Raw genomic sequence first — 21,882 nt, 5'->3', positions numbered from 1 at the left:
GGATTGCTTCCGCAGGCCTGCATCGGTATCCTTCTGGGCGCGCAAAACCTGCGCGCCAACCTCATGGCCGGCATGGCCTGACGCTCGTCTACACACTGCATGTCGGACAAATCCAGCGAACGCATCGCGTTGCCGCCGATCCCGGCCAAGCGCTACTTCACCATCGGTGAGGTGAGCGAGCTTTGCGCCGTCAAGCCGCATGTCCTGCGCTACTGGGAGCAGGAGTTCACGCAGCTCAAGCCGGTCAAGCGCCGCGGCAACCGCCGCTACTACCAGCACCATGAAGTGCTGCTGATCCGGCGCATCCGCGAGTTGCTGTACGAGCAGGGCTTCACCATCAACGGCGCCCGCAACCGGCTCGACGAAGGCCGTCATCACGCCGCCGCTGTGTCGGAAGCCGCCGACGAAAGACGCGAGGAAAGTCCGGCGGCGCTGTCGATTGATGTGGCCGGCCTGCGCGATGAACTGGTCGAGGTGCAGCACCTGCTCGCGCAGCTGCGCGAGATCGCGAAGCAGGGATAATTTGTGCGTCGGAAGCTAGTCATACGCGAAATGCTTCTGATATAATCTTCTTCTTTCGGGGCGTAGCGCAGCCTGGTAGCGTACCTGCATGGGGTGCAGGTGGTCGGAGGTTCAAATCCTCTCGCCCCGACCAGACAAGAAACCCGCTTGGTGAATGCCAAGCGGGTTTTTTCTTTCCCGGAGCCGGCCTCCAGCCGTAACGCTTTGATACAGCCTGCCCAACCGGCTGTTGCTAAGCTCGGTCGTCTCTTGCGCACTGTCTCCCCATGGTCCAAACGCTCCTCACCGCCGTCCTCATCCTCTCCTGCGTGTTTGCTTCACGCGTGTCCCATGCCGGCGGCGAGCACAAGGAAAAATTCCGCAGCGGCCCCTGCAAGATCGAGCGCGAGGTCAAGCGGGATGGCGAATACAAGGAAGAGCGCAAATGCAAGGGCGGTCCGCGCGGCTATGAGCACAAGGAAAAGTACCGCGACGGTCCGTGCCTGATCGAGCGTAAATGGGACGAGGATGGAGAGTATGAAGAGAAGGTTGAGTGCAAGCGTTCATGAGCGCGACCTTCGCCGCAAGCGTTCCGCATTGCGCCTTCGAGAATGCTCTGGCTGTGGCCATGGCATGATCGGAACATCGCGTCCTGTTTAGTCCTGTTTTGTTGTTGCCCGTTGGTCAGAGCGTGCCAGGACCGATGCTGACACCATCCCGCGTCAGATCCAGCAGCGGCAGGTGGCCATAAGCGCGCAGCCGGCGGATATCCTCGCGCGCCGAGGCCGGCAGGCCGGGGCGGCATGACAGCGCGCGGGAACTGATCTGGAAGCTGCCGCAGCGGGGACAGGTGTACAGGTAGCCGCGCGGTGCGGCACGCAGGCGCTCGGCGGCGGCGCCGCAAACGGGGCAGTTGGCGGGTTCGGGTGACATGGGAAGTACAGGGGGAATACTGTATGAATATACAGTATAGCGCTGCTGCGCGGACTGTCGGTGGAAAAAGGCGGTGGATATCAGGATTCTCTGCTGATGGGGGTGCGCAGTGGCGGCGTAGACTGGCGCAGCAGTCCTGACCGGCCCGCCCGCACCCCGCCGCGGCGGGCTGTTTTTTTGCCGCGCCCGCCGCTATCGCGAGAGTCGGTGCAGCAGGGCGTCATGGCCGCTCGCCAGGCCAGCAAGCGCGGCCGCATCGGCCAGTTCGAACTCGCTGAACTGGAAGGCCGGAGCCACGGTACAACCGACCAGCGCAAAGTCGACGCCGTCTGCCAGGTCCACGCGTTCCGCGGCAAACCACCGGCCGGCGGGCACCATCGCCTGGAAGGACGCGCCGGCGTGGCGCAACGGATCGCCGAGACGCTGCGTGACGAGACGGCCGTCGGCGATGCTGTGCACATCTAGCGGCGAGCCGGCGTGGAAGTGCCACAACTCGTCGGAACGGATCCGGTGCCACGCGGAATAGTCGTTGCCGCACAGCATGTAGTAGATTGCGGTGCTGGCTTCGCGTGTACGCTGGTCGGCGCACAAGACGCGTTCTTCGCTGCGGTAGGTTTCGCGGTAGAAGCCGCCTTCCGGGTGCGATTTCAGTTCAAGCGTGCGGATCAGTTCGTTGGCGGCAAGGCTGCGGTCTGGCATGTGGTTGTTTGGCGTGGCCTGGCGCAGGCGGAAGCCATAGCTTAAAGCAGGGCGAAGCGTGCCTGCGCGGGGCCGACCAGCGCGGGGCGGCTGACCGGGTAGCGATGGCGCGTGCCGTGCGCTTCGAACGAGAGGAAATCGGGCGTCCAGCGCAGCGACCGGAGCAGGTCGGGCTCGATGCCGTGGACGATGAGGGCGCCGGCATCAATGCTGACGCCGCCGCAGGGCAGGCGCAGGGATTCGGCACCGTCGCCGAAGTGGAAGGCCTCAAGCAGGATGGAATCGGACTGGTACAGGGGCATAAACAGGGGATATGGCAAGGACCATGCGGCAGCGCAGCCAAAGCAGGACGCCTGCCGGATAACTGTATAAATATACAGTATAGTCGCCGCGCGCGGGCGGGTCACGCTCCAGATTCTTGTTTGAGCGCGGCGTGCCCCGCTAATGGCCTCTTTCCGGATTGGTATAACCTTGAAAGCAATACGGGTGCACGCTGCCTGCTGCTTTGCGCAGGTGACAGGATGGCTGGCAGGAGGCCGCTGACAGGGGATGCCGATGGCGCGGTGTGAAAGCAAGGCGTGCTGGTTTGGCCTGGGCGTGGCGCTTGGCGCGGCGCTGGGCAGTGCCTGCGCGGCGTTGCTGTGGGCAAGTCCGGCGCGAGGCAGGCCGGATCCGCGTACGGACGCACCCGTGGTGCCATCCGATGCCAGCGCCGACCGTGCGCTGACGGATGACGCGACCGACGTGGTCGAGTATCGCGGCTTTGTCATCCACGTGTTCTGCCACGCGTTGGGGCCGGGTCGTTTCAAGGCGTTGTGCGATATTTGGGAGTCTGGCGCCGTCGTGCTGGAAGGCGGCGCGCCGCCGGCCACGCATGCCACGCCGGAGGATGCCCGCGCCGCGGCGATTTCGTGGGCGCGGCAGTGGGTGCAACGCAATGGTTGAGTGGGCTATCGAGCCTTGATTATCAATTTTCAGGAGAGTTCATGTTTGTTTGTGGGAACCAGGCTTGCGGCGCCCGCTGGGAGCCGGACGAGGTGCAGATCCGCAACGAAGGGCAGGGGCCGGTATTTCGCTGCCCGCAATGCGGTGCCCGCAACCATGTCGAGGCCCGCACCGCGCGCGACGGCACCACGGTCTATCGGCAGGTAGCCGCGAAGCCGGCAGCGCGCTAGCCCGCTAGCCGTCCCGGCGCCGCAAGCCTGTGCAGCACCCCACGCCTGTGGGGTCAAATTCACATGGCTGCCGACTTAAGCTCGTTCGGGCAAAACCGTTAAACACAAAATGGACTTTGCCGACTTCCCTCAACACTCCGCTTCCAATGCTGAACGCATGGGCTGGGCAAACGCTTCCCCGGAAGTCATCGCAAGGGTATTGAATTCGGCGCTGGCGGCGCAGGACCTGTCCGGGTTTGCCGCGCTGCTGTCGGATATCGCGCGCGACCGCGGCCTCAAGGGGCAGCGCGCCGCGCACCAGTCGATCTACGACATGCCTTATGCCAGCCTGCTGCCTCGGCAGAAGCACCTTCTGTCAGATGCGTTCGAGCTGCTGGTGCTGCTCGGGCTGGAGCTGCGCGCCCGCCGGGGCGACGACGGGCTCGACTCGCACATCGAAGAAGACAGCGACGACGATGCCGCGCACGCTGCGGGCGCGGACGAGTAAGCCCGCCGCCTCTGCCGCCTTGCCGGCGCAACGGCTGGCGCGCTAGCCGCGCTCCAGCATCCCGATCTCGCGCACCGCGACCGACAGCATCGACAGTCCCGCCGCGCCCGATGCGCGCTGGTCGGCCAGCATGCGCGTAAACCGCTCCAGCGCGCCATGGCGGCTGGCACGCCAGGCATCGATCATCGCCTCCGGCGATTGCAGTTCCCCCTGCTGCGACAGCACGCTGACAGTCAGCGCGCGCTTGAGCCGGCCCAGGTCTTCCAGCGTGGTGGTGCGCGCCAGCAGGTCCCAGTGCGTGTCCGAAGGCAGCGCCTGCGCACGCTCGCGCAGCCAGCTGAAGCTCAGGTGGCTGTCCAGCGCGAAATACACCCCGGCAACCAGATCGAGGCTGCGCTCGCACGCGTTGGCGACTTCGGCGATATCCAGCGCCGCCGCTGAAATCTCGCTGCCGGCAACGCGCAAGGCGAGCGCCTCGTCGACACCGGCATCGGAGAAGGTCCTGGCATGTTCCGCCAGCGCTGCGGCATCGGCCTTTGGCAGCAATTGCGGCAACTGCGGCACCAGCCACTGCGCCGCCTGCGTAAAGTGCGCCAGTTCGGCGCCGGCCTGGCCGCCGCTGCGCAGATAGCGGATAAACCACAGGCAGGCCCGCTCCAGCAGTACCGCCACCTCGCCGAACATGCGCGCCTGCTCGGCATCGGGCACGCGGTTGTCCAGCGCATCGATTTCCTGCCACAGCGCGGTCAGTCCGAACACGTCGCGTGCAATCAGGCAGGCGCGCACGATGTCGGCCGGGCGCGCGTCGGTTTCTTCCATGATCCGATGCACGAAGGTTGCGCCGATGCGGTTGACCAGCATGTTGGTCAGGTGCGTCGACAGGATCTCGCGGCGCAGCGGGTGGCGATGCATGGTTTCGCCGTGACGCTGGCGCAGCGGCACCGGGAAGTAATCGGCCAGCAGGCCGCCGACCAGCGGGTCTTCGGGCACGTCGGAATCCAGCAGCGCGTCGTACAGCCACATCTTGCTGTACGCCAGCAGCACCGCGCGCTCGGGCGACGTGAGACCTTCGCCGGCCAGCTTGCGCTCGGCGATATCTTCGTCGGAAGGCAGGAATTCCAGCGCCCGGTTCAGCCGCCCGGCGCGCTCCAGCCAGCGCACCAGCCGCGCCTCGCCATCGAGCAGCGCCGTGGCGTGGCGCCCGGCCACCGACAGCGCCTGGGTCTGGTAGTAGTTGTCCTGCAGCACCAGCAGGCCGACTTCGTCGGTCATCTCGGCCAGCAGCTTGTTGCGCTGCTTCTCGGTCATCTCGCCATCGGCCATCACCAGGCCAAGCAGGATCTTGATATTGACCTCATGGTCGGAGCAGTCCACGCCGGCCGAGTTGTCGATGGCATCGGTGTTGATGCGGCCGCCCTTGCGCGCGAATTCGATGCGGCCCAGCTGGGTAAAGCCCAGGTTGCCGCCTTCGCCGACCACCTTGCAGCGCAGTTCGTTGCCGTTGACGCGCACCGCGTCGTTGGTGCGGTCTCCGGCCTGCAGGTGCGTTTCCTGGCTCGACTTGACATAGGTGCCGATGCCGCCGTTGTAAAGCAGGTCGACCGGCGCCATCAAAATGGCGTGGATCAGCTCGGCCGGCGACAGCGCGCTGGCCGTGATGCCGAGCACCGCCTGCACCTGCGGCGTCAGTGCGATGGTCTTGGCCGTGCGCGGGAAGATGCCGCCGCCGGCGGAGATCAGCGTGGCATCGTAGTCGGCCCAGCTCGAGCGCGGCAGATTGAACAGCCGCGTGCGTTCCTCCAGCGTGCGCGCGGGATCCGGGGCGGGGTCGAGGAAGATGTGACGGTGGTCAAAGGCGGCCACCAGCTTGATATGCGGCGACAGCAGCATGCCGTTGCCGAAGACATCGCCCGACATGTCGCCGACGCCGGCCACGGTGAAGTCCGTGGTCTGGATATCGACGCCCATCTCGCGGAAATGCCGCTTGACCGACTCCCACGCGCCGCGCGCGGTGATGCCCATCTTCTTGTGGTCGTAACCGACCGAGCCACCGGAGGCGAAGGCATCGTCGAGCCAGAAGCCATACTCGGCGGAAATCGCGTTGGCGAAGTCAGAGAACGTCGCGGTGCCCTTGTCGGCCGCGACCACGAGGTAGGGATCGTTGTCGTCATGGCGCACCACGTCGGGTGGCGGCACCAGCTGGCCGCCGACAAGGTTGTCGGTCAGGTCCAGCAGCCCGCGCAGGAAGGTCTGGTAGCAGGCGATCCCTTCCTGCAGGAACGCATCGCGGTCGGTTGGCGGGGGCGGGCGCTTGACCACGAAGCCGCCCTTGGAACCCACCGGCACGATCACCGTGTTCTTGACCATCTGCGCCTTCATCAGCCCCAGCACCTCGGTGCGGAAGTCTTCGCGGCGGTCGGACCAGCGCAGCCCGCCGCGCGCGACGCGGCCGCCGCGCAGGTGCACGCCCTCGACGCGCGGCGAGTAGACCCATATCTCGAACATCGGCCGCGGCTCGGGCAGCCCGGGCACCAGCGCCGGGTTGAACTTGAACGACACATAGGGACGCGGCTGGCCGTCCTCGCCGCGGTGGAAATAGTTGGTGCGCACCGTGGCCTGGATCACGCCCAGAAAGAGCCGCAGGATGCGGTCCTCGTCGAGGTTGGGCACCTTGTCGAGCGCGGCTTCGATATCGGCCAGCAGCTTGTCGCAGCGTGCCTGGCGCGCGGTGTCGGCGGCCACCTGGCTGACGGTGTCGAAGCGCGCGATGAACAGCGCCACCAGCATCGCCGCGATGCCCGCATTGCCGGTCAGCGCGCGCTCGATATAGGCATCGCTGAAGGTCGAGCCGACCTGGCGCAAATAGCGCGCGTAGGCGCGCAGGATGGTGACGTCGCGTGCGGCCAGCTCGGCGCCCAGCACCAGCCGGTTGAGGTCGTCGTTCTCGATTTCGCCATGCCAGGCGCGCGCAAAGGCGTCTTCGAACAGCGCCTTGACGCGCGCAATATCGAAATCCGCCGCGCCGCCGCTGTCGGCGATCTCCAGCCCGAAGTCATGGACCCACACCGGCGCGGCGCTGTCGGGCTCGATCAGATATGGGCGCTCTTCGTCCACGCGCACGCCCAGGTGTTCAAGCATGGGCAGGCTGTGCGACAGTGCGATCGGCTCGCCGGCACGGTAGACCTTGAAACGGAACGCACCCGGCGCGGCCTCGATCGGCCGGTACAGGTTCATGGCCATGCCGCGCGCGCTGTGGTGGGCGCGCAGCGTGTGCTCCATCAGCTCGATGTCGCGCACGGCGGTCCGGGCGGGGTAGTCTTCGCGGTAGCCCGCGGGGAACGAGGCGCCGTAGCGCTGCAGCAGCCGGTTGCCCTGTTCTTCGCCGTGGCTCTCGTGCAGCGCTTCGGCAAGGTCGTCCTGCCAGCGGCGGCTGGCATGGACAATGCGCTGCTCCAGCTCCGCGGTATCGACATGCGGCATCGTGCCTGGCTCGCCGCGCACGGTCAGCTGGATGCGCGCCAGCGGCGATTCCGACAGCAGCGGCGTGAATTCGCAACTGGTGCCGTGGAAGGCCGCGGTCAGCAGCTTCTGGATCTTCTGGCGCAGGTCGGTGTTGTACTTGTCGCGCGGCACGAACACCAGGCACGAGACAAAGCGGTCGAAACGGTCGCGCCGCACGAACAGCCGTGTGCGCTGGTGCTCCTGCAGCCGCAGGATGCCGGTGGTGATGTCGAACAGTTCATCCTCGCTCGCCTGGAACAGCTCGTCGCGCGGGTATTGCTCGAGGATGGTGACCAGCGACTTGTACAGATGGCCCTTGGTGAGGAAGCCGGCGCGCGCCAGGATATTGGCGCACTTGCGCCGCACCAGCGGGATCTCGGCGATCGGCGCCGTGTAGGCGGTCGAGGTGTACAGGCCCACGAAGCGGCGCTCGCCGAACAGCTGGCCCTGCGCATCCAGCAGCTTGACACCGACATAGTCGAGATAGCCCGGCCGGTGCACGCTGGCGCGCGAGTTGGCCTTGGTGACGAAGATCGGCGCGGGCCCCTCGATGATGGCGGTGGCCGCGGCGGGCAGCGGCGTCAGGTCCTGCGCGTCCGGCTCGCGCAGGCTCTCGCGGAGGATACCCGCGCCCGAGCCCGGCACGCCGCGCAGGAAATAGCGCCCTTCCTGTGCCACCAGCTGGTAGTCGCGCTGGCCGAGGAAGGTGAAATGGTCGTCCATCATCCATTCCAGGAAGGCGCGGGCCTCGGTGCTGTCGGGCGAGGCGGCATGAGGCGCCTGCGCCATCGCGGCGATGGTGGCCTGGGTGACGTCGCACATCGCCGGCCAGTCTTCCACCGCGGCGCGCACGTCGCCCAGTACGCGCGCGATGCCGCTGCGCAGCGCGTCCAGCCGGGCGGCCTCGCCGCTGCGGTCGACCTCGAAGTGGATGAAGGATTCCAGGCGCGAATCGTCGCCGGGTTCGCTGGCGCCGCCCAGGGCGATGCGCTCGATTCCGCCGGCGGCGCTACGCCAGACGCGGAACACCGGGTGGATCGCCGAATGCAAAGCCAACCCTTGCCGGTTGATCTCCATGGTCACGGAGTCGACCAGGAAGGGCATGTCGTCGTTGACGATCTCGACCACGGTATGGTCGGAGTGCCAGCCATGCTCTTCCAGGGTGGGGTTGTAGATGCGAATGCGCGCGCTGCCTGGGACGAACTTCTGCGCGGTCTGCCAGTGCGCCATCACGGCGCCATACAGGTCCTCGACCTCGCGGTGCAGCAGGTCGTCGGTGTCGGCCTGGTCGTAATAGTGCCGCAGGAAGGGCTCGGCGACGCCGAATGTCGCCGCCGGCAGCCGCTCCCGCGCAAACGCAAGCAGTTCGTCCAGCAGGTGCGCGACTTTGTCTCCGTTCTCCTGCGGCATGATCCCTCCTCGCGGTATCGATGGACGACGCGGCCAGTGCGGCCCGTCCGGCATGTGCCGGGGCATGCTCATACTTTAGGAAAAATCAACGCACCCGGCGGGACAAAGTCGCGAAGAAAGCGAGGGATCCGTACAGTGCGGCCGGTCCGCCTGCAAGGGAGGCGGCCACCGGCCTGGGCGCGCGCGTCAGAAGCGCGCGCTGGCGAGGGTAGGACAAGAGGCCGGGCGATGCGCAACCGGGAGCAGTCCCGTGCAGGGGACGACGGACGCCGCCATGCCGGCCTGGGCCGCGGCCCCGCCGGCAGTCGCCGGCTTGTCCTGGCGCGCGGCTTCGCCGCCCACGCGGATCTGGCGCGTGGTGTGGTCGTTCAGCCGGATCTTCATCCGTTCCAGCAGGCTGCCCAGCGCCACGCGTTCCTGCGGGCTGAACGGTGCTACCGACACGCTGTGCAGCGCGCTGAGCGCCTGCGAGGCGCGTTCCAGGCGGCTCGCGGCGGTGTCGGAGATGCGGGGCATGCGGGGCGAATTGGCCTCGGCGTACTCGATCCAGCCGTCGCGGCGCAGTTCATGCAGCAGCAGTTCAGACTGCGGAACATCGATCGGCATGGCGCCCGGCAATGGCGCGCCGCGTACGAAGTCGCCGCGCCTGATCGCGCGCAGCAAAAGCCATTTGGCGTAATTCAGGCCAGAGGCGGAGAGGGTCTGCTCCAGGGCGTCCTGCCAGGCGGTGACGGCGTCGACCAGTGCAAGGACGACCGGCTCGTTGGGTTCGAGAGGTCTGGGCTGCATGAATGGCGTCTCCTGATTTTTAAATTTGCCGCCACTACGATGCTGCGAGTACCCGCCACGCTTGTGCAACGGGTTGACGGGCCGAGCATGGCCGGCCCGGGCGGCACGGTTGCCGGACCTCTCTGGGATCCGTTCAGCCGATAGGGCGAGACACTACCAGAAACTTTTGCCATTTTTGTGACATTGCGGGTATGCCCTGAGACGCTGGCTGAACTTAGTGTTGCGGGCGCCCCATCGATCAGCCGGTGTTATGAAAAATCCGACTGGGATGCATGACTTTAAATCCCAGCCGGAATGGAGGCGGCTGGCTACACTGCCAGCCGGAGACCCCGCAAGCCAGCCTGCCGGCAAGCAAAGGCACGGGGCGAGCGGCACGGGCAAGGGCCTGCGCCGCCAGACCGGAGATCACGATGTACAAGGAACGCATTCGCCTGGCCAGGCTGCATGACAAGGTAGTCTCGGCCGACGAAGCCGCCGCGCTGATCCGCGACGGCATGACCGTGGGCATGAGCGGTTTCACCCGCGCGGGCGACTGCAAGGAAGTCCCGTTCGCACTGGCGCGGCGCGCGGCGACGGAGCCGCTGCGCATCACCCTGATGACGGGCGCCTCGCTCGGCAACGACATCGACCGTGTCCTGTCCGAGGCCGACGTGATCGCGCGCCGCCTGCCGTTCCAGTCCGATGGCACGCTGCGCCGCAAGATCAACGCCGGCGAAGTCATGTTCATCGACCAGCACCTGTCCGAAACCGTCGAGCAGCTGCGTTCCGGCCAGATCGCGCCGGTCGACGTGGCGGTGGTCGAGGCCGTGGCCATCACCGAGCAGGGTGGCATCATCCCCAGCACCTCGGTGGGCAATTCGGCAAGCTTTGCCATGCTGGCGCGCAAGGTGATCGTCGAGATCAACATGAACATGCCGCTGGAGCTGGAAGGGCTGCATGACATCTATTTCCCGGTCCAGCGCCCGTACCGCCAGCCGATCCCGCTGATCGCTCCGGAACAGCGCATCGGCCTGCCGTACATCCCGATCGATCCTGAAAAGATTGCCGCCATCGTCATCACCGCCAAGGACGACAGCCCCTCCAATGCGCTGCCGCCCGACGACGAAACCCGCGGCATCGCCGGCCACCTCAATGACTTCCTGCTGCGCGAAGTGCGCGCCGGCAAGCTGTCGCCATCGCTTCAGCCGCTGCAGGCCGGCATCGGCACCATTGCCAACGCTGTGCTGCACGGGCTGGTCGACTCGCCGTTCCGCGACCTGAAGATGTATTCCGAGGTGCTGCAGGACAGCACCATCGAATTGCTCGATGCGGGCCGGCTATCGTTTGCCTCGGCCTCGTCGGTGACGCTGACGCGCGAGGTCTACCAGCGCTTCCTGTCGAACCTGGACCGCTACCGTTCGCGGCTGCTGCTGCGCCCGCAGGAGATCAGCAACCATCCCGAGATCCTGCGCCGGCTGGGTCTGATCACCATCAACACCGCGCTGGAGTGCGACATCTACGGCAATGTCAATTCCACGCACGTAGGCGGCACCCACATGATGAACGGCATCGGCGGCTCCGGCGACTTTGCGCGCAATGCGCACCTGTCGGTGTTCGTAACCAAGTCGGTGGCCAAGCGGGGCGATGTCTCGAGCATCGTGCCGATGGTGGCGCATGTGGACCACACCGAGCACGACGTCGACATCATCGTCACCGAGCACGGCCTGGCTGACCTGCGCGGCCTGGCGCCGCGCGAGCGCGCCCGCACCATCATCGCCAATTGCGCCGGTCCGCAATACCGCGAGTTGCTGGGCGATTATTTCCGCCGCGCCAGCGCCCACGGCGGCCAGACGCCCCACCTGCTGGAGGAGGCGCTGTCCTGGCATGTCGGCTTCCGCGATCGCGGCACGATGCGGCCCGCACAACCGGCGCAGGCGCTGGCTGCCTGACGGCGACCATCGGCCAAAAAACAAAACAGCCCGCCGAAGCGGGCTGTTTTAACTTGGCTGTTGCAGGCTTACTGCGCCTTGTTGCCCTGGCTGGCAGGCGCCTTGGCGCCATCGGTGTACGGATCGTACTTGCCGGTCTTGGCGCCGTCGGTGTTCGGGTCGACCTTCTTGCCCGAGTTGGTCAGGTCGGTGCGCGTCGACTGCTTGGCGCCATCGGTGTAGGGATCGAACTTGCCCGACTTTGCCGGATTCTGGTTCGGGCTGGCCTGCTTCTTGGTATGGCTGCCGCCGTACAGGTCGCCGCCATCGGTGTAGTTCTTCTGTGCATACACCTGCGTCGCACCCACAGCGGCGAATGCTGCAACGATCAGGGTCGAAACGGTCTTCTTCAGCATCTCTTTATCCTCGCGAATTCGGCATCGCAGCGCCTGCGCGATGCCGGGTTGGGGCCGAGCGTGGACCGGCATGCGGTGCCGGCCGTGTGGCGGATCGCCCAGCTAATGTACCGAGTTGGCGCGTGTCCGCAAAGTGAAAGTTTCTTCTAGGGATATTGAAACGCTTGGGCGGGTCTTGCGTCCTGTTCAAGATCAAGATTCAGTTGATGGGAGTGGAAATTTCCCAGCATTAGTGCCGTTATCGGCACGTTTGGTGACGTCCAGACGAAAAAACGGCTGCCATCGGGCAGCCGTTTGCTGAGCTCTTTGTGTAGAGGGCCGGTTATTCCAGCGTGATGTTCTGGTCATGCGCAATCTTCTTGCGCAGGTCGAGTTCGCGCTTGATCTGCGCGGCGTACTGGGCCGAGGTATTGCCGTCGGTGTAGGCGCCGCTTTCAGCCAGCCGGCGCTTCACGTTCGGGTCCTGCAGGGCCTTGACCGCGGCGTCGTGCACGCGCGTGATGATGGCAGCGGGCGTGCCGGCCGGCGCGACCAGGCCATACCAGGCCATGTTGTTCATGTCCTTCATGCCGGCTTCGGCAAAGGTCGGCACGTCCGGCAGGCCCTCGACGCGCTTGGGTGCCGCCACCGCCAGTGCGCGCAGCTTGCCGGCCTGGATATGCGGCATCGACGACGGCAGGTTGTCGAACTGGGCGTTGACCTGGCCGGCGAGAGTGTCGTTCAGCGCCGGGCCCGATCCGCGGTAGGGGATATGGACCATGTCGGTCTTGGTAATGTCCTTGAACAGCTCGCCATCCAGGTGCGAGATGCTGCCCTTGCCGGCGGAAGCGTAACTGTACTTGCCCGGGTTGGCCTTCAGCAGCGCGACGAATTCCTTCAGCGTCTTGGCCGGCACCTTGGGGTTCACCGTCAGCACGTTGGGCACGTTGACCAGGTTGGTGATCGGCACGAAGTCCTTGAGCGGGTCGTACGGATTCTTCGGATTGGTGGCCGGGTTGGTCGCCATGGTGCTGACCGTGGCGATGCCGAGCGTGTAGCCGTCCGGCGCGGACTTGGCCAGCGCGTCGGCCCCGATCGCGCCGCCGCCGCCGCCGCGGTTTTCCACCACCACCGGCTGGCCCAGCTCGCGGCCCAGGCCGTCGGAAACCGCGCGCGCGACGATATCGGTGGTGCCGCCGGCCGCGAACGGGACGATCAGGCGGATCGGCTTGGTGGGGTAGGACTGCGCCTGGGCAAGGCCGGCACAGGCCAGGCCGATGGCTGCGACGCAGGCGGCTGCGCCTGCTTTGTTGACTGCTTTCAAGGATGCCTCCGTTCTTCTTTCACTGATTGCTTGCCAGGCGGGCTGCGGGCGTTCTCTCGGGCGCAACGCCATCGTGCGCCCCGCGCCGTCAGTCTTCCCCGCCGGCTGACCCGGCCGCTCCGGGGTGCGGCAGCGGCCTGCACATTGCGATGGTTCCGCGATACGGAACCATGTTCCACAGCGTGCGCGGAAGCGATTCAACCGGGAAAGGGCGCAGAAGGGTATTGGTGACAACCCGCGTATCAAGAAAACAGCGGAAGTGCCGTGCGGCCGATCACGGCTTGCGCAGGCGCCGGAAAGGAAGGGAAAGGGCAGGCCAAAATGAAAAAAGCCGGAAGCAAGCTTCCGGCTTTTTTCTGAATTCGCTGGTGGGGCGTGAGTGACTCGAACACTCGACCTACGGATTAAGAGTCCGCTGCTCTACCAACTGAGCTAACGCCCCAACGAAGAAAAAGATTGTAGCAAGGTATCGGATACTGCGCAATACCCTTTCGCCATTCTTGCCAAGGCGGGCGGCAGCAGGGCTTGCGCCCGCCGCTACAATTCGGCACGCCCTGATATCCCGTACACACCGCCAGCCCATGCACGCCAGAGTCCTGCGCTATCTCGACGAGGTTGTCCGCCGCGGTTCGATCCGCAAGGCGGCCGAGTACCTGCACGTGGCGCCAACGGCCGTGAACCGGCAGATCCTTGACCTGGAAGCCGAACTGGGGGCGCCGCTGTTCGAGCGCATCAACAAGCGGCTGCGGCTGACGCCCCTGGGCGAGATGGTGCTGGCCCACGTCCGCCAGACGCTGCGCGAGCATGAAGCACTGCGCGAGCGTATCGAAGAATTCAAGGGCGCTCGCCGCGGCGACGTCACCGTGGCGGTCACCGCGGGGCTGGCCGGCTCGCTGATGCCGTCGCTGGTGCATGACTTCCGCCAGCGCTACCCGGGCATCGTGGTGCGCGTCAATGACCTGCCGGTCGCCGGGATCGTCGCGGCGGTCGAGCAGGGCGATGCCGATCTCGGGCTTGGCTACGATCTGCCGGAACTGCCCGCCTTCCGCGCGCTGGCCAGCAGCGACTGGCAGATTGGCGCGGTGGTGCCGCCGGGCCATGCGCTGGCGGCGCATCCGTCCGTGCTGCTGAGCGAATGCGTCGGCTATCCGCTGATCCTGCCCGCGCCGTCGCTGTCGATCCGCGCGCTGCTGGACGCCGCCTTCTCCCGCAATGCCATCGAAGTGTCGCCGGTGGCGGAGTCGACCTCGACCGTGCTGATCCGCCAGCTGGTCATGCTGGGCACCGGCGTGGCGCTGCTGAACCCGCTCGATGTCATGGAGGAGCGCGCGCGACAGGCGCTGGTGTACGTGCCGCTGCGCGACCGCCACCTGCAGGGGCAGACGCTGACGCTGGTGGCGCGTGCCCGCGGCACCCTATCCGCGGCCGCGGAACTGATGGCCGAGCGCATCGGCGATGCGCTGGCCACGTTGTTCGCCCAGGCCCGCTAGTCGGGATGGCGCAGGTGTCCACTTTTTGTGGACATAGGTGCTCGGAATTCGATGCTTAGGCGCGAGCATGCCTTCGCCTTAGACTGGCGGCATCTGTCCCCCAAGAACCGAAGGAATGCCGCCATGACCCTGATTGCCCTGAACGCCGACGTACTCGTCACCATGGACGCGCAGCGCCGCGAGATCCGCGACGGCGCGCTGGTCGCCGAAGGGCCGGCGGTGCAATGGGTCGGTCCGACGGCCGACCTGCCGGCGCAATACCGCCGCATGGTCGACGACGGCAGCGCGCAGGTCCTCGACATGCGCGGCCGCGTGGTGACGCCAGGCCTGGTCAACACGCATCACCACATGTACCAGAGCCTGACGCGCGCCGTGCCCGCCGCGCAGGATGCCGAGCTGTTCTCGTGGCTGAACAACCTGTACATGCTGTGGTCGCACCTGACGCCGGAAATGATCGCCGTGTCGACCAGGACCGCGATGGCCGAGCTGATGCTGTCCGGCTGCACCACCACCAGCGATCACCTCTACCTGTTCCCCAACGGCTCGCGCCTGGACGATTCGATCGCCGCCGCGCAGGAGATGGGTATGCGCTTCCACGCCGCGCGCGGCTCGATGAGTGTGGGCCAAAGCAAGGGCGGCCTGCCGCCCGACGTCGTGGTCGAAGATGAGGCCGCGATCCTGCGCGACAGCCAGCGGCTGGTCGAGCAGTACCACGACGGCGCGCGCCACGCGATGCTGCGCGTGGTGCTGGCGCCGTGCTCGCCGTTCTCGGTGTCGCGCGATCTCATGCGCGAGTCGGCGGTGATGGCGCGCCATTACGGCGTGTCGTTGCACACCCACCTGGCCGAGAATGACAACGACATCGCGTACTCGCGCGAGAAGTTCGGGCTGACGCCGGCGCAGTATGCCGAAGACCTGGGCTGGGTCGGTCACGACGTCTGGCATGCGCACTGCGTGAAGCTCGATGAAGAGGGCATTGCGCTGTTCGCGCGTACCGGCACCGGCGTGGCGCATTGCCCGTGCTCGAACATGCGGCTCGCCTCGGGCATTGCACCGGTGCGCGCGATGCGCGAAGCCGGCGTGCCGGTCGGCCTGGGTGTCGACGGCAGCGCCTCGAACGATGGCGCGCACATGCTGGGCGAAGCGCGCCAGGCCATGCTGCTGCAGCGCGTCGGCTATGGCCCGGCCGCGATGAGCGCGCGCGAGGCGCTGGAGATCGCCACGCTGGGGGGCGCACGCGTGCTCAACCGCGACGATATCGGCGCGCTCGCGCCGGGCATGTCGGCGGACTTTGTTGCCTTCGATATGTCGGGGGTAGGCTTTGCCGGCGGCGGCCACGACCTGGTCGCTTCGCTGGTGTTCTGCACCCCGGCCAATGTCGCAGCGAGCGTGATCAACGGCCGCGAAGTGGTGCGCGATGGTGTGCTGCTGACAGCGGACCTGCCCAGCGTGCTGACGCGGCATCGCGCATTGGCGCGCACGCTGTTCGAGCGCGCCAGCGTCGGCGCCTGACCTGACTGCAGCGAGGCGACCTGGCGCAGGCATTGCATGCCTGCGCCAGCGTTCGACGAAACACCGGACGGAAAAGCAAAAGGCCGGAAGCATTGCTGCTTCCGGCCTTCTTGTATTCGCTGGTGGGGCGTGAGTGACTCGAACACTCGACCTACGGATTAAGAGTCCGCTGCTCTACCAACTGAGCTAACGCCCCAACGAAGAACGAGATTCTAGCATGATTTTCGGCGCTGTCAACAGTTTGCGCGCAAGCCGGCGCAACGCTTTCGCGCATGCCGATGCCGGCAACCGTCAGGTGAACGGAACCGAACGCCACCCTTGCTGGTCTTCGGATTGAGCGCAATCGCACAAGCTGGATCCGCACGATATCGCCGGAGCCATGTTAGGATTCTTCTCCACTTGCATATGGAGGGCTGCACACGATGGATATTAAATTCCAAGAGCAAGAGCGCTACGACATCAACAATGAAGGCTTGCTCTTTCAGGCGATCGTCAATGGCGAGAAAGTGACTTGCGTAGTGACACGCGAGGCACTGTGGGAAGGCTTCAGCGCAGACCAGGTGCTGTCGCTGGAAGAGGCATTCCGTGCCGGCCGCGAAACCATCGAACGCGCCGCCGTGGTGCTGATCGAGCAGGGCGCGCCCCAGCCAATCGTCGTCAAGCGCGCCCACGTGGCGCCGATCTGATGAGGATGGATGCCCCGGCCAGCCGTCGGCATGCCGCGGGCGCCCATCCACCATCAGGCATCACCGCCTAGATCAACGCTCATGGCCGTCCGGCCTTGCGTACCCGGCCCGGCAACGCCGGCGCAGGCACCAACGTCTTCCTTGCTGTTTCAATTTCCGGTTGTTTAACACTGTCCTCAGCGTTTTTTTCTTGCTGACGGCATCTTGTGTGCGACGTATCAGCGCGACGCGTCAGCGTGCCGCCGCAGTGGCGCATGCCCCCGGCCGCGGTGCGCTGCTGGCCGCATCCGCATTGACGGCGTCGTGAGCGGATGCTCCCGGCCGTGACGCGCATTCTTCAAAGATCCTGACGCGGCACTGCGCGCAGATCTCGGGCGAGAGCTTGCCGATGATCGTGTGCAGCGCCTGCCGCTTGGTCGGGAAGATATGGTCCGGCCCCAGCTTGTTGCTGAAGCCGGTCTGCTCCCACGTCTGCAGCACCTGTGTGCGTGGGCGGTGGAAGTAGAGGTCGCCGCCCATGGCGCGGCGCTCGACCAGCTCGTTTTCCCACATCTCCGCGCCTGCCAGGTCGATGAAATTCATGCTCTTGGTCATCGCCAGCAAGTGCGTATGGCCGGCATTGACCGTGCGCAGCCAGTGCAGGCGGTCGGTCACGTACTGCACGGCGCCGAAGTAGATCGCGCCTTCCATGCGCAGCAGCTTGAGCTGCGGGCACTCCGGCTGCGGACGGTGCAGTTCGTCCAGCGGCGTGAAGCGCCGGTCCGGGTCGTCGGCATCCGGCACCAGGCTGCGCACTGCCGGCCTGGAGGTCCGGTACAGGTAGGCCACCAGTGACAACACGGTGCCGAGCAGCACCGCCATCTCGAGCCGGATCACCAGCGTCGCGGCGAAGGTGCCGATGGCAATCGCGAACTCGGTACGGCTCAGCGTGAAGATGCGCCGCAGCCGTGCGATATCGAGCAGTCCCCACGCCACCAGCAGCAGCATGGCGCCGATCGCCGCCATCGGGATCTGCGCCAGCAGCGGCGCGCTGAGCGCGACCAGCGCTACCAGCCACAGCGCCGAGAACACGCTGGCCAGCGGTGTGCGCGCGCCGGCTTCAAAGTTGGGCATAGAGCGGTTGAGCGAGCCGCACGAGATATAGCCGGAGAAAAAGCCGCCGGCGATATTGGACAGGCCCTGGCCGATGAATTCGCGGTTGGCATCGATATGCTGCCCCGAGCGCAGCGCCACCGCCTTGGCGATCGAGATCGACTGGCCCAGCGCGACGATGGTCAGTGCCGAGGCGATGCCGAGCAGGTCGGGGAGCTTGCGCCAGTCGAGGTCGGGCACATGGAAATGCGGCAGCGCCGACGGGATCGGCCCGACCACGTTCACATGCTGGGTGCCGGTGCCTGCCTGGTTCAGCAGCAGCGCCACGCCATAGCCGGCCAGCAGGCCCAGCAGCATGAACGGCAGCTTGCGCCACAGCCGCTTGCACAGCAGCGTCACCGCCAGCGTCACGGCAGCGACGGCCGCCGCGGACCAGTTGATGGTGTCGGCGTGTCCGGCCAGGTGGCGCAGCACGCCGAAGGCGCTGGTGCCGGTCGGCACTTGCAGCCCGAACACATCCTTCAGCGCATACAGCCCGATCAGGGTCGCGGCACCGCAGGTGAAACCGAGCAGCACCGACGGCGAGATAAAGTTGGCGAGCGAACCGAGCCGCAGCGTGCCGACCGCTAGCTGCATCACGCCGACCACGATGGTCACCGTCAGCGCCAGCCCGATATACGCGGGGCTGCCGGCGAACGCGAGCGGGCTCAGCATCGCGAACAACGCCAGCGAATTGGCATTGGTCGGCCCTGACATCACGTGCCAGCTCGAACCGAACAGCGCCGCGACGATGCAGGGCACCACCGCGCTGTAGATGCCGTACTGCGGCGGCAGTCCGGCCAGCGTGGCGAAGGCAACGCCCTGCGGCAATACCAGCACCGCGCCGAGCAGGCCGGCGACCACGTCGGCGCGCAGCGTGCCGCGGTCGATGCGCTGGCGCCACGGGAACATGCGATGCAGGAAAGTGCCTTGCGTGGATGCTGTCATGGGAGAGCAGGTACTGACTCGTCGGCGGCCTGCACGGGGCCGCATATGGGGGCTAGCCGCAGTGCAGCGTGGCAACCACGGGCGTGTGGTCCGAAGGCTGCTCCCAGGTGCGCGGCACGCGGTCGATCACGCAGCCGGAGCATTGCTCCACCAGCGCCGGCGACAGCAGGATATGGTCGATGCGCAGCCCGGCATTGCGGCGGAACGCCATCATGCGGTAGTCCCACCAGGAGAAGCTCTTCTCCGGCTGCTCGAACCTGCGGAAGGCATCGGCCAGGCCCAACTCCACCAGTGCGGCAAAGGCGGCGCGCTCCGGCGGCGACACGAGGTTCTGGCCTACCCACTTGGCCGGGTCGTGCACATCACGGTCCTCGGGCGCGATATTGAAGTCGCCCAGCAGCGCGAGGCGCGGATGGCGCTGCATTTCCTCGCGCAGCCACGCGGTCATCGCTTCCAGCCACTTGAGCTTGTACGTGAACTTCTCCGACTCGGGCGACTGGCCGTTGGGGAAGTAGGCACAGACCAGCCGCAGGTCGCCGTAGGTGGCGGCGATCACGCGCTGCTGCGCGTCCTCGAAGCCGGGGATGTTGCGCACCACGTCGACCGGCCCGGGCATGCTGGCGTCGCGGGCGAGGATGGCAACGCCGTTGTATGTCTTCTGGCCGGTATAGATGCTGTGGAAGCCGGCATTCTCCAGTTCGGCCAGCGGGTACTTGTCGTCCGGCAGCTTCAGTTCCTGCAGGCACAGCGCGTCGATCGGCGCGCCGGCCTGGTCCTGCTCGGCCAGCCATTGCAGCACCTGCGGCAGGCGCACCTTCAGGGAATTGACATTCCAGCTGGCGATCCGCAGCGGACCGGTGGTGGGCAGTGCAACCGCGCTCATGCCGCCATCCCGCCGTGGCGCAGCAGCGCATCGATCTGCGGCGCGCGGCCGCGGAAGGCGACGAAGGATTCCATTGCCGGGCGGCTGCCGCCCACCGACAGGATCTCGCGCTGGTAGCGTGCGCCGGTCTCGCTGTCGAGCACGGTGCCCGACAGCTGTGCCGCTTCCTCGAACGCAGCGTAGACGTCGGCCGACAGCACCTCCGCCCACTTGTAGCTGTAGTAGCCCGCCGCGTAGCCGCCGGCAAAGATATGGCTGAAGGTGTTCGGCCAGCGCGACAGCGGATGCTGCGGCACCACGTGCACGCGGTCATTGATCTGGCGCGACAGATCCAGCACCGAGGCGGCGCCGGCCGGGTCGAAGTCCGTGTGCAGGTGCATGTCGAACGACGAGAACACGATCTGGCGCAGCGTCATCATGCCGTTCTGGAAGTTCTTGGCGGCCAGCATGCGGTCGAACAGCGCGCGTGGCAGCGGCGCGCCGGTGTCGACGTGCTGCGTCATGCCGGTCAGCACTTCGTATTCCCAGCAGAAGTTCTCCATGAACTGCGACGGCAGCTCCACCGCATCCCATTCCACGCCGTTGATGCCCGACACGCCGAGCTCGCCCACCTGCGTCAGCATGTGGTGCAGGCCGTGGCCGAACTCATGGAACAGCGTGATCACTTCGTCGTGCGTGAACAGCGCGGGCTTGTTGCCCACCGGCGCGGAGAAGTTGCAGGTCAGGTACGCGACCGGCGTCTGCACGCCGCCGTGCTCCAGCACCTTGCGGCCGCGGGCGTCGTCCATCCACGCGCCGCCGCGCTTGCCTTCGCGCGCGTACAGGTCGATGTAGAACTGGGCCAGCAGCGTGCCGTCGGCGGTGGTCACTCGGAAGAAGCGCACGTCCTCGTGCCAGGTCTGCGCCGGCTCGGCCTCGATGCGTACCGAGAACAGTTTCTGCACCACGCCGAACAGGCCTTCCAGTACCTTGGGCTCCGGGAAGTACTGCTTGACCTCGTGCTCGGAGAACGCGTAGCGCTGCTGGCGCAGCTTTTCCGAGGCGTAGGCCACGTCCCACGGCTGCAGTTCGGACAGGCCGAGTTCGGCGGCGGCGAAGGCCTTCAGTTCGGCCCAGTCCTTCTCGGCGAAGGGCCGTGCCTTGACGGCGAGCTCGTCGAGGAACTTCAGCACTTCGGCCGGCGATTCGGCCATCTTCGGCACCAGCGAGACTTCGCCGTAGCACTGGTAGCCGAGCATCTGCGCTTCTTCGCGGCGCAGCGCCAGCTGGTCGCGCATGTTGGCCGTGTTGTCCCACTCGCCCTGGCCCTGGCCGTATTGCGCGCCCAGTTCCGAGGCGCGCGTGACATTGGCCTCGTACAGCGTCTGGCGCAGCGCGCGGTCGTCGGCGTACTGCAGCACCGGGAAGTATGAGGGGAAGTGCAGCGTGAATTTCCAGCCGGCCTTGCCGTCTTTCCCGGCGGCGTGGCGGGCGGCTTCCTTTGCATCGTCGGGCAGGCCGGCCAGGCGTGCCTCGTCCTCGATAACCAGTGCGTAGGTGTTGGTGGCGTCGAGCACGTGGTCGGAGAAGGCCTTGGACAGCTGCGCCTGCTGCTCCTGGATCTCGGCGAAGCGCGGCTTCTGGTCTTCAGGCAGCTCGGCGCCGCCCAGGCGGAAGCCGCGCAGCTCATTGTCGATCAGCTGGTGGCGGGCTGCGCTCATGCCCGCGAATTCGGGGCTGGCGGCCAGCGCCTTGTACTTTTCATACAGCGCCAGGCTCTGGCCGAGCGACGACCAGAACTCGGTCATGCGCGGCAGGTTGTCGGCGTGCGCCTTGCGCAGCGCCGGCGTGTCGGCGACGGCGCTCAGGTGGCTGACCACGCCCCACGCGCGGCCCAGCGGCTCTGTGGCGGCTTCCAGTGCCTGCACGGCGTTGGCCCAGTCGGCTGGCGTGGCAGGGTCCTCGGCACGGGCGACGGCCTGCTGCGCGCGTTCCAGCAGCACGTCCAGCGCCGGGCTGATGTGCTCGGGCCGGATCTCGGCGAAGCGGGGCAGGTCGGAAAAGTCCAGCAGCGGATTGTTGGCCGGGGTGGCTTGTGCGGCTTGGTCCATGGCGTGTTCTCGGTTGGCTGG

19 protein-coding genes and 3 tRNA genes are annotated in these 21,882 nt (G+C 66.4%); 10 read left to right on the top strand and 12 right to left on the bottom strand.

The genetic code is table 11. The features are described from left to right. Nucleotides 1-99: 99 nt before the first annotated feature. The 3 genes from K309_RS0118025 to K309_RS36760 all read left to right on the top strand — a co-directional run bounded on the left by K309_RS0118025 (nt 100) and on the right by K309_RS36760 (nt 1,070). Nucleotides 100-522, top strand: coding sequence for a MerR family transcriptional regulator (locus K309_RS0118025; protein WP_029047726.1), 423 nt, complete (start codon nt 100-102; stop codon nt 520-522). A 56-nt stretch (nt 523-578) separates the two neighbouring features. Next, a tRNA-Pro gene (locus K309_RS0118020) sits at nt 579-655 on the top strand. Between the two features lie 133 nt (nt 656-788). After that, complete coding sequence (locus K309_RS36760) at nt 789-1,070, top strand: hypothetical protein (RefSeq protein ID WP_232232415.1); 282 nt, start codon at nt 789-791, stop codon at nt 1,068-1,070. Between the two features lie 115 nt (nt 1,071-1,185). On the opposite strand, the gene K309_RS0118010 is transcribed toward K309_RS36760, so the two are convergent. The 3 genes from K309_RS0118010 to K309_RS0118000 all read right to left on the bottom strand — a co-directional run bounded on the left by K309_RS0118010 (nt 1,186) and on the right by K309_RS0118000 (nt 2,453). Next, nucleotides 1,186-1,434 (bottom strand): hypothetical protein, encoded by a 249-nt coding sequence (locus K309_RS0118010; RefSeq protein ID WP_029047725.1) that lies wholly within the window; start codon nt 1,432-1,434, stop codon nt 1,186-1,188. A gap of 192 nt (nt 1,435-1,626) precedes the next feature. After that, nucleotides 1,627-2,133 carry a cupin domain-containing protein gene (locus K309_RS0118005; RefSeq protein WP_029047724.1) on the bottom strand — a complete coding sequence of 169 codons (507 nt, stop codon included), beginning with the start codon at nt 2,131-2,133 and terminating at the stop codon, nt 1,627-1,629. Between the two features lie 41 nt (nt 2,134-2,174). Beyond that, nucleotides 2,175-2,453, bottom strand: coding sequence for a hypothetical protein (locus K309_RS0118000; protein ID WP_232232414.1), 279 nt, complete (start codon nt 2,451-2,453; stop codon nt 2,175-2,177). A 235-nt stretch (nt 2,454-2,688) separates the two neighbouring features. Here K309_RS0118000 and K309_RS0117995 point away from each other — a divergent pair, with 235 nt between their 5' ends. The 3 genes from K309_RS0117995 (at nt 2,689) to K309_RS0117985 (ending at nt 3,795) form a co-directional block, all read left to right on the top strand. Further along, nucleotides 2,689-3,078 carry a DUF6566 family protein gene (locus K309_RS0117995; protein WP_029047722.1) on the top strand — a complete coding sequence of 130 codons (390 nt, stop codon included), beginning with the start codon at nt 2,689-2,691 and terminating at the stop codon, nt 3,076-3,078. Nucleotides 3,079-3,119: 41 nt separating this feature from the next. Then, a complete protein-coding gene (locus K309_RS0117990) occupies nt 3,120-3,308 on the top strand; it encodes a hypothetical protein (protein ID WP_029047721.1) in 189 nt (62 codons plus the stop codon). Nucleotides 3,309-3,417: 109 nt separating this feature from the next. Beyond that, on the top strand, nt 3,418-3,795 hold the full coding sequence (locus K309_RS0117985) for a hypothetical protein (RefSeq protein ID WP_029047720.1): 378 nt from the start codon (nt 3,418-3,420) through the stop codon (nt 3,793-3,795). 42 nt (nt 3,796-3,837) lie between these two features. On the opposite strand, the gene K309_RS0117980 is transcribed toward K309_RS0117985, so the two are convergent. Both K309_RS0117980 and K309_RS0117975 read right to left on the bottom strand, forming a co-directional pair. Then, nucleotides 3,838-8,706 (bottom strand): NAD-glutamate dehydrogenase, encoded by a 4,869-nt coding sequence (locus K309_RS0117980; RefSeq protein ID WP_029047719.1) that lies wholly within the window; start codon nt 8,704-8,706, stop codon nt 3,838-3,840. Between the two features lie 186 nt (nt 8,707-8,892). Then, entirely contained in the window at nt 8,893-9,495 is a 603-nt protein-coding gene (locus tag K309_RS0117975) for a winged helix DNA-binding protein (protein ID WP_029047718.1), read from the bottom strand. Between the two features lie 410 nt (nt 9,496-9,905). Between K309_RS0117975 and scpC the strand changes: the two genes are divergently transcribed. Continuing rightward, nucleotides 9,906-11,423, top strand: a complete 1,518-nt coding sequence (gene scpC / locus K309_RS0117970) for a succinyl-CoA:acetate CoA-transferase ScpC (protein ID WP_029047717.1) — start codon at nt 9,906-9,908, stop codon at nt 11,421-11,423. A 68-nt stretch (nt 11,424-11,491) separates the two neighbouring features. On the opposite strand, the gene K309_RS0117965 is transcribed toward scpC, so the two are convergent. The 3 genes from K309_RS0117965 to K309_RS0117955 form a co-directional block, all read right to left on the bottom strand. Next, nucleotides 11,492-11,818: a hypothetical protein gene (locus K309_RS0117965; protein WP_029047716.1), complete on the bottom strand. Its 327-nt coding sequence runs from the start codon at nt 11,816-11,818 to the stop codon at nt 11,492-11,494. 322 nt (nt 11,819-12,140) lie between these two features. Further along, nucleotides 12,141-13,121, bottom strand: a complete 981-nt coding sequence (locus K309_RS0117960) for a Bug family tripartite tricarboxylate transporter substrate binding protein (RefSeq protein ID WP_029047715.1) — start codon at nt 13,119-13,121, stop codon at nt 12,141-12,143. A gap of 366 nt (nt 13,122-13,487) precedes the next feature. Next, nucleotides 13,488-13,563 (bottom strand) — tRNA-Lys (locus K309_RS0117955). A 139-nt stretch (nt 13,564-13,702) separates the two neighbouring features. Between K309_RS0117955 and K309_RS0117950 the strand changes: the two genes are divergently transcribed. Further along, entirely contained in the window at nt 13,703-14,611 is a 909-nt protein-coding gene (locus K309_RS0117950; protein WP_029047714.1) for a LysR family transcriptional regulator, read from the top strand. A 123-nt stretch (nt 14,612-14,734) separates the two neighbouring features. Continuing rightward, nucleotides 14,735-16,123: an 8-oxoguanine deaminase gene (locus K309_RS0117945; RefSeq protein WP_029047713.1), complete on the top strand. Its 1,389-nt coding sequence runs from the start codon at nt 14,735-14,737 to the stop codon at nt 16,121-16,123. 120 nt (nt 16,124-16,243) lie between these two features. Here the strand turns inward: K309_RS0117945 and K309_RS0117940 are convergent. Next, nucleotides 16,244-16,319: transfer RNA gene (locus K309_RS0117940), tRNA-Lys, on the bottom strand. Between the two features lie 226 nt (nt 16,320-16,545). Between K309_RS0117940 and K309_RS0117935 the strand changes: the two genes are divergently transcribed. Next, complete coding sequence (locus K309_RS0117935; protein ID WP_029047712.1) at nt 16,546-16,809, top strand: DUF1488 family protein; 264 nt, start codon at nt 16,546-16,548, stop codon at nt 16,807-16,809. 231 nt (nt 16,810-17,040) lie between these two features. Here the strand turns inward: K309_RS0117935 and K309_RS36755 are convergent, their stop codons facing one another. The 3 genes from K309_RS36755 to K309_RS0117920 are packed head-to-tail and all read right to left on the bottom strand — an operon-like array spanning nt 17,041 to nt 21,861. Continuing rightward, nucleotides 17,041-18,888, bottom strand: coding sequence for a SulP family inorganic anion transporter (locus K309_RS36755; protein ID WP_051320501.1), 1,848 nt, complete (start codon nt 18,886-18,888; stop codon nt 17,041-17,043). A gap of 52 nt (nt 18,889-18,940) precedes the next feature. Then, entirely contained in the window at nt 18,941-19,771 is an 831-nt protein-coding gene (gene xth, locus K309_RS0117925) for an exodeoxyribonuclease III (protein WP_198030827.1), read from the bottom strand. Beyond that, nucleotides 19,768-21,861 carry a M3 family metallopeptidase gene (locus tag K309_RS0117920; protein WP_029047710.1) on the bottom strand — a complete coding sequence of 698 codons (2,094 nt, stop codon included), beginning with the start codon at nt 21,859-21,861 and terminating at the stop codon, nt 19,768-19,770. The genes xth and K309_RS0117920 overlap by 4 nt, the downstream gene beginning before the upstream one ends. Between the last annotated feature and the right edge of the window lie 21 nt (nt 21,862-21,882).

The organism is Cupriavidus phytohabitans (genome assembly GCF_000426345.1).
Classification (GTDB): Bacteria; Pseudomonadota; Gammaproteobacteria; order Burkholderiales; family Burkholderiaceae; genus Cupriavidus.
This window is presented reverse-complemented; position numbering and strand designations above follow the sequence as displayed.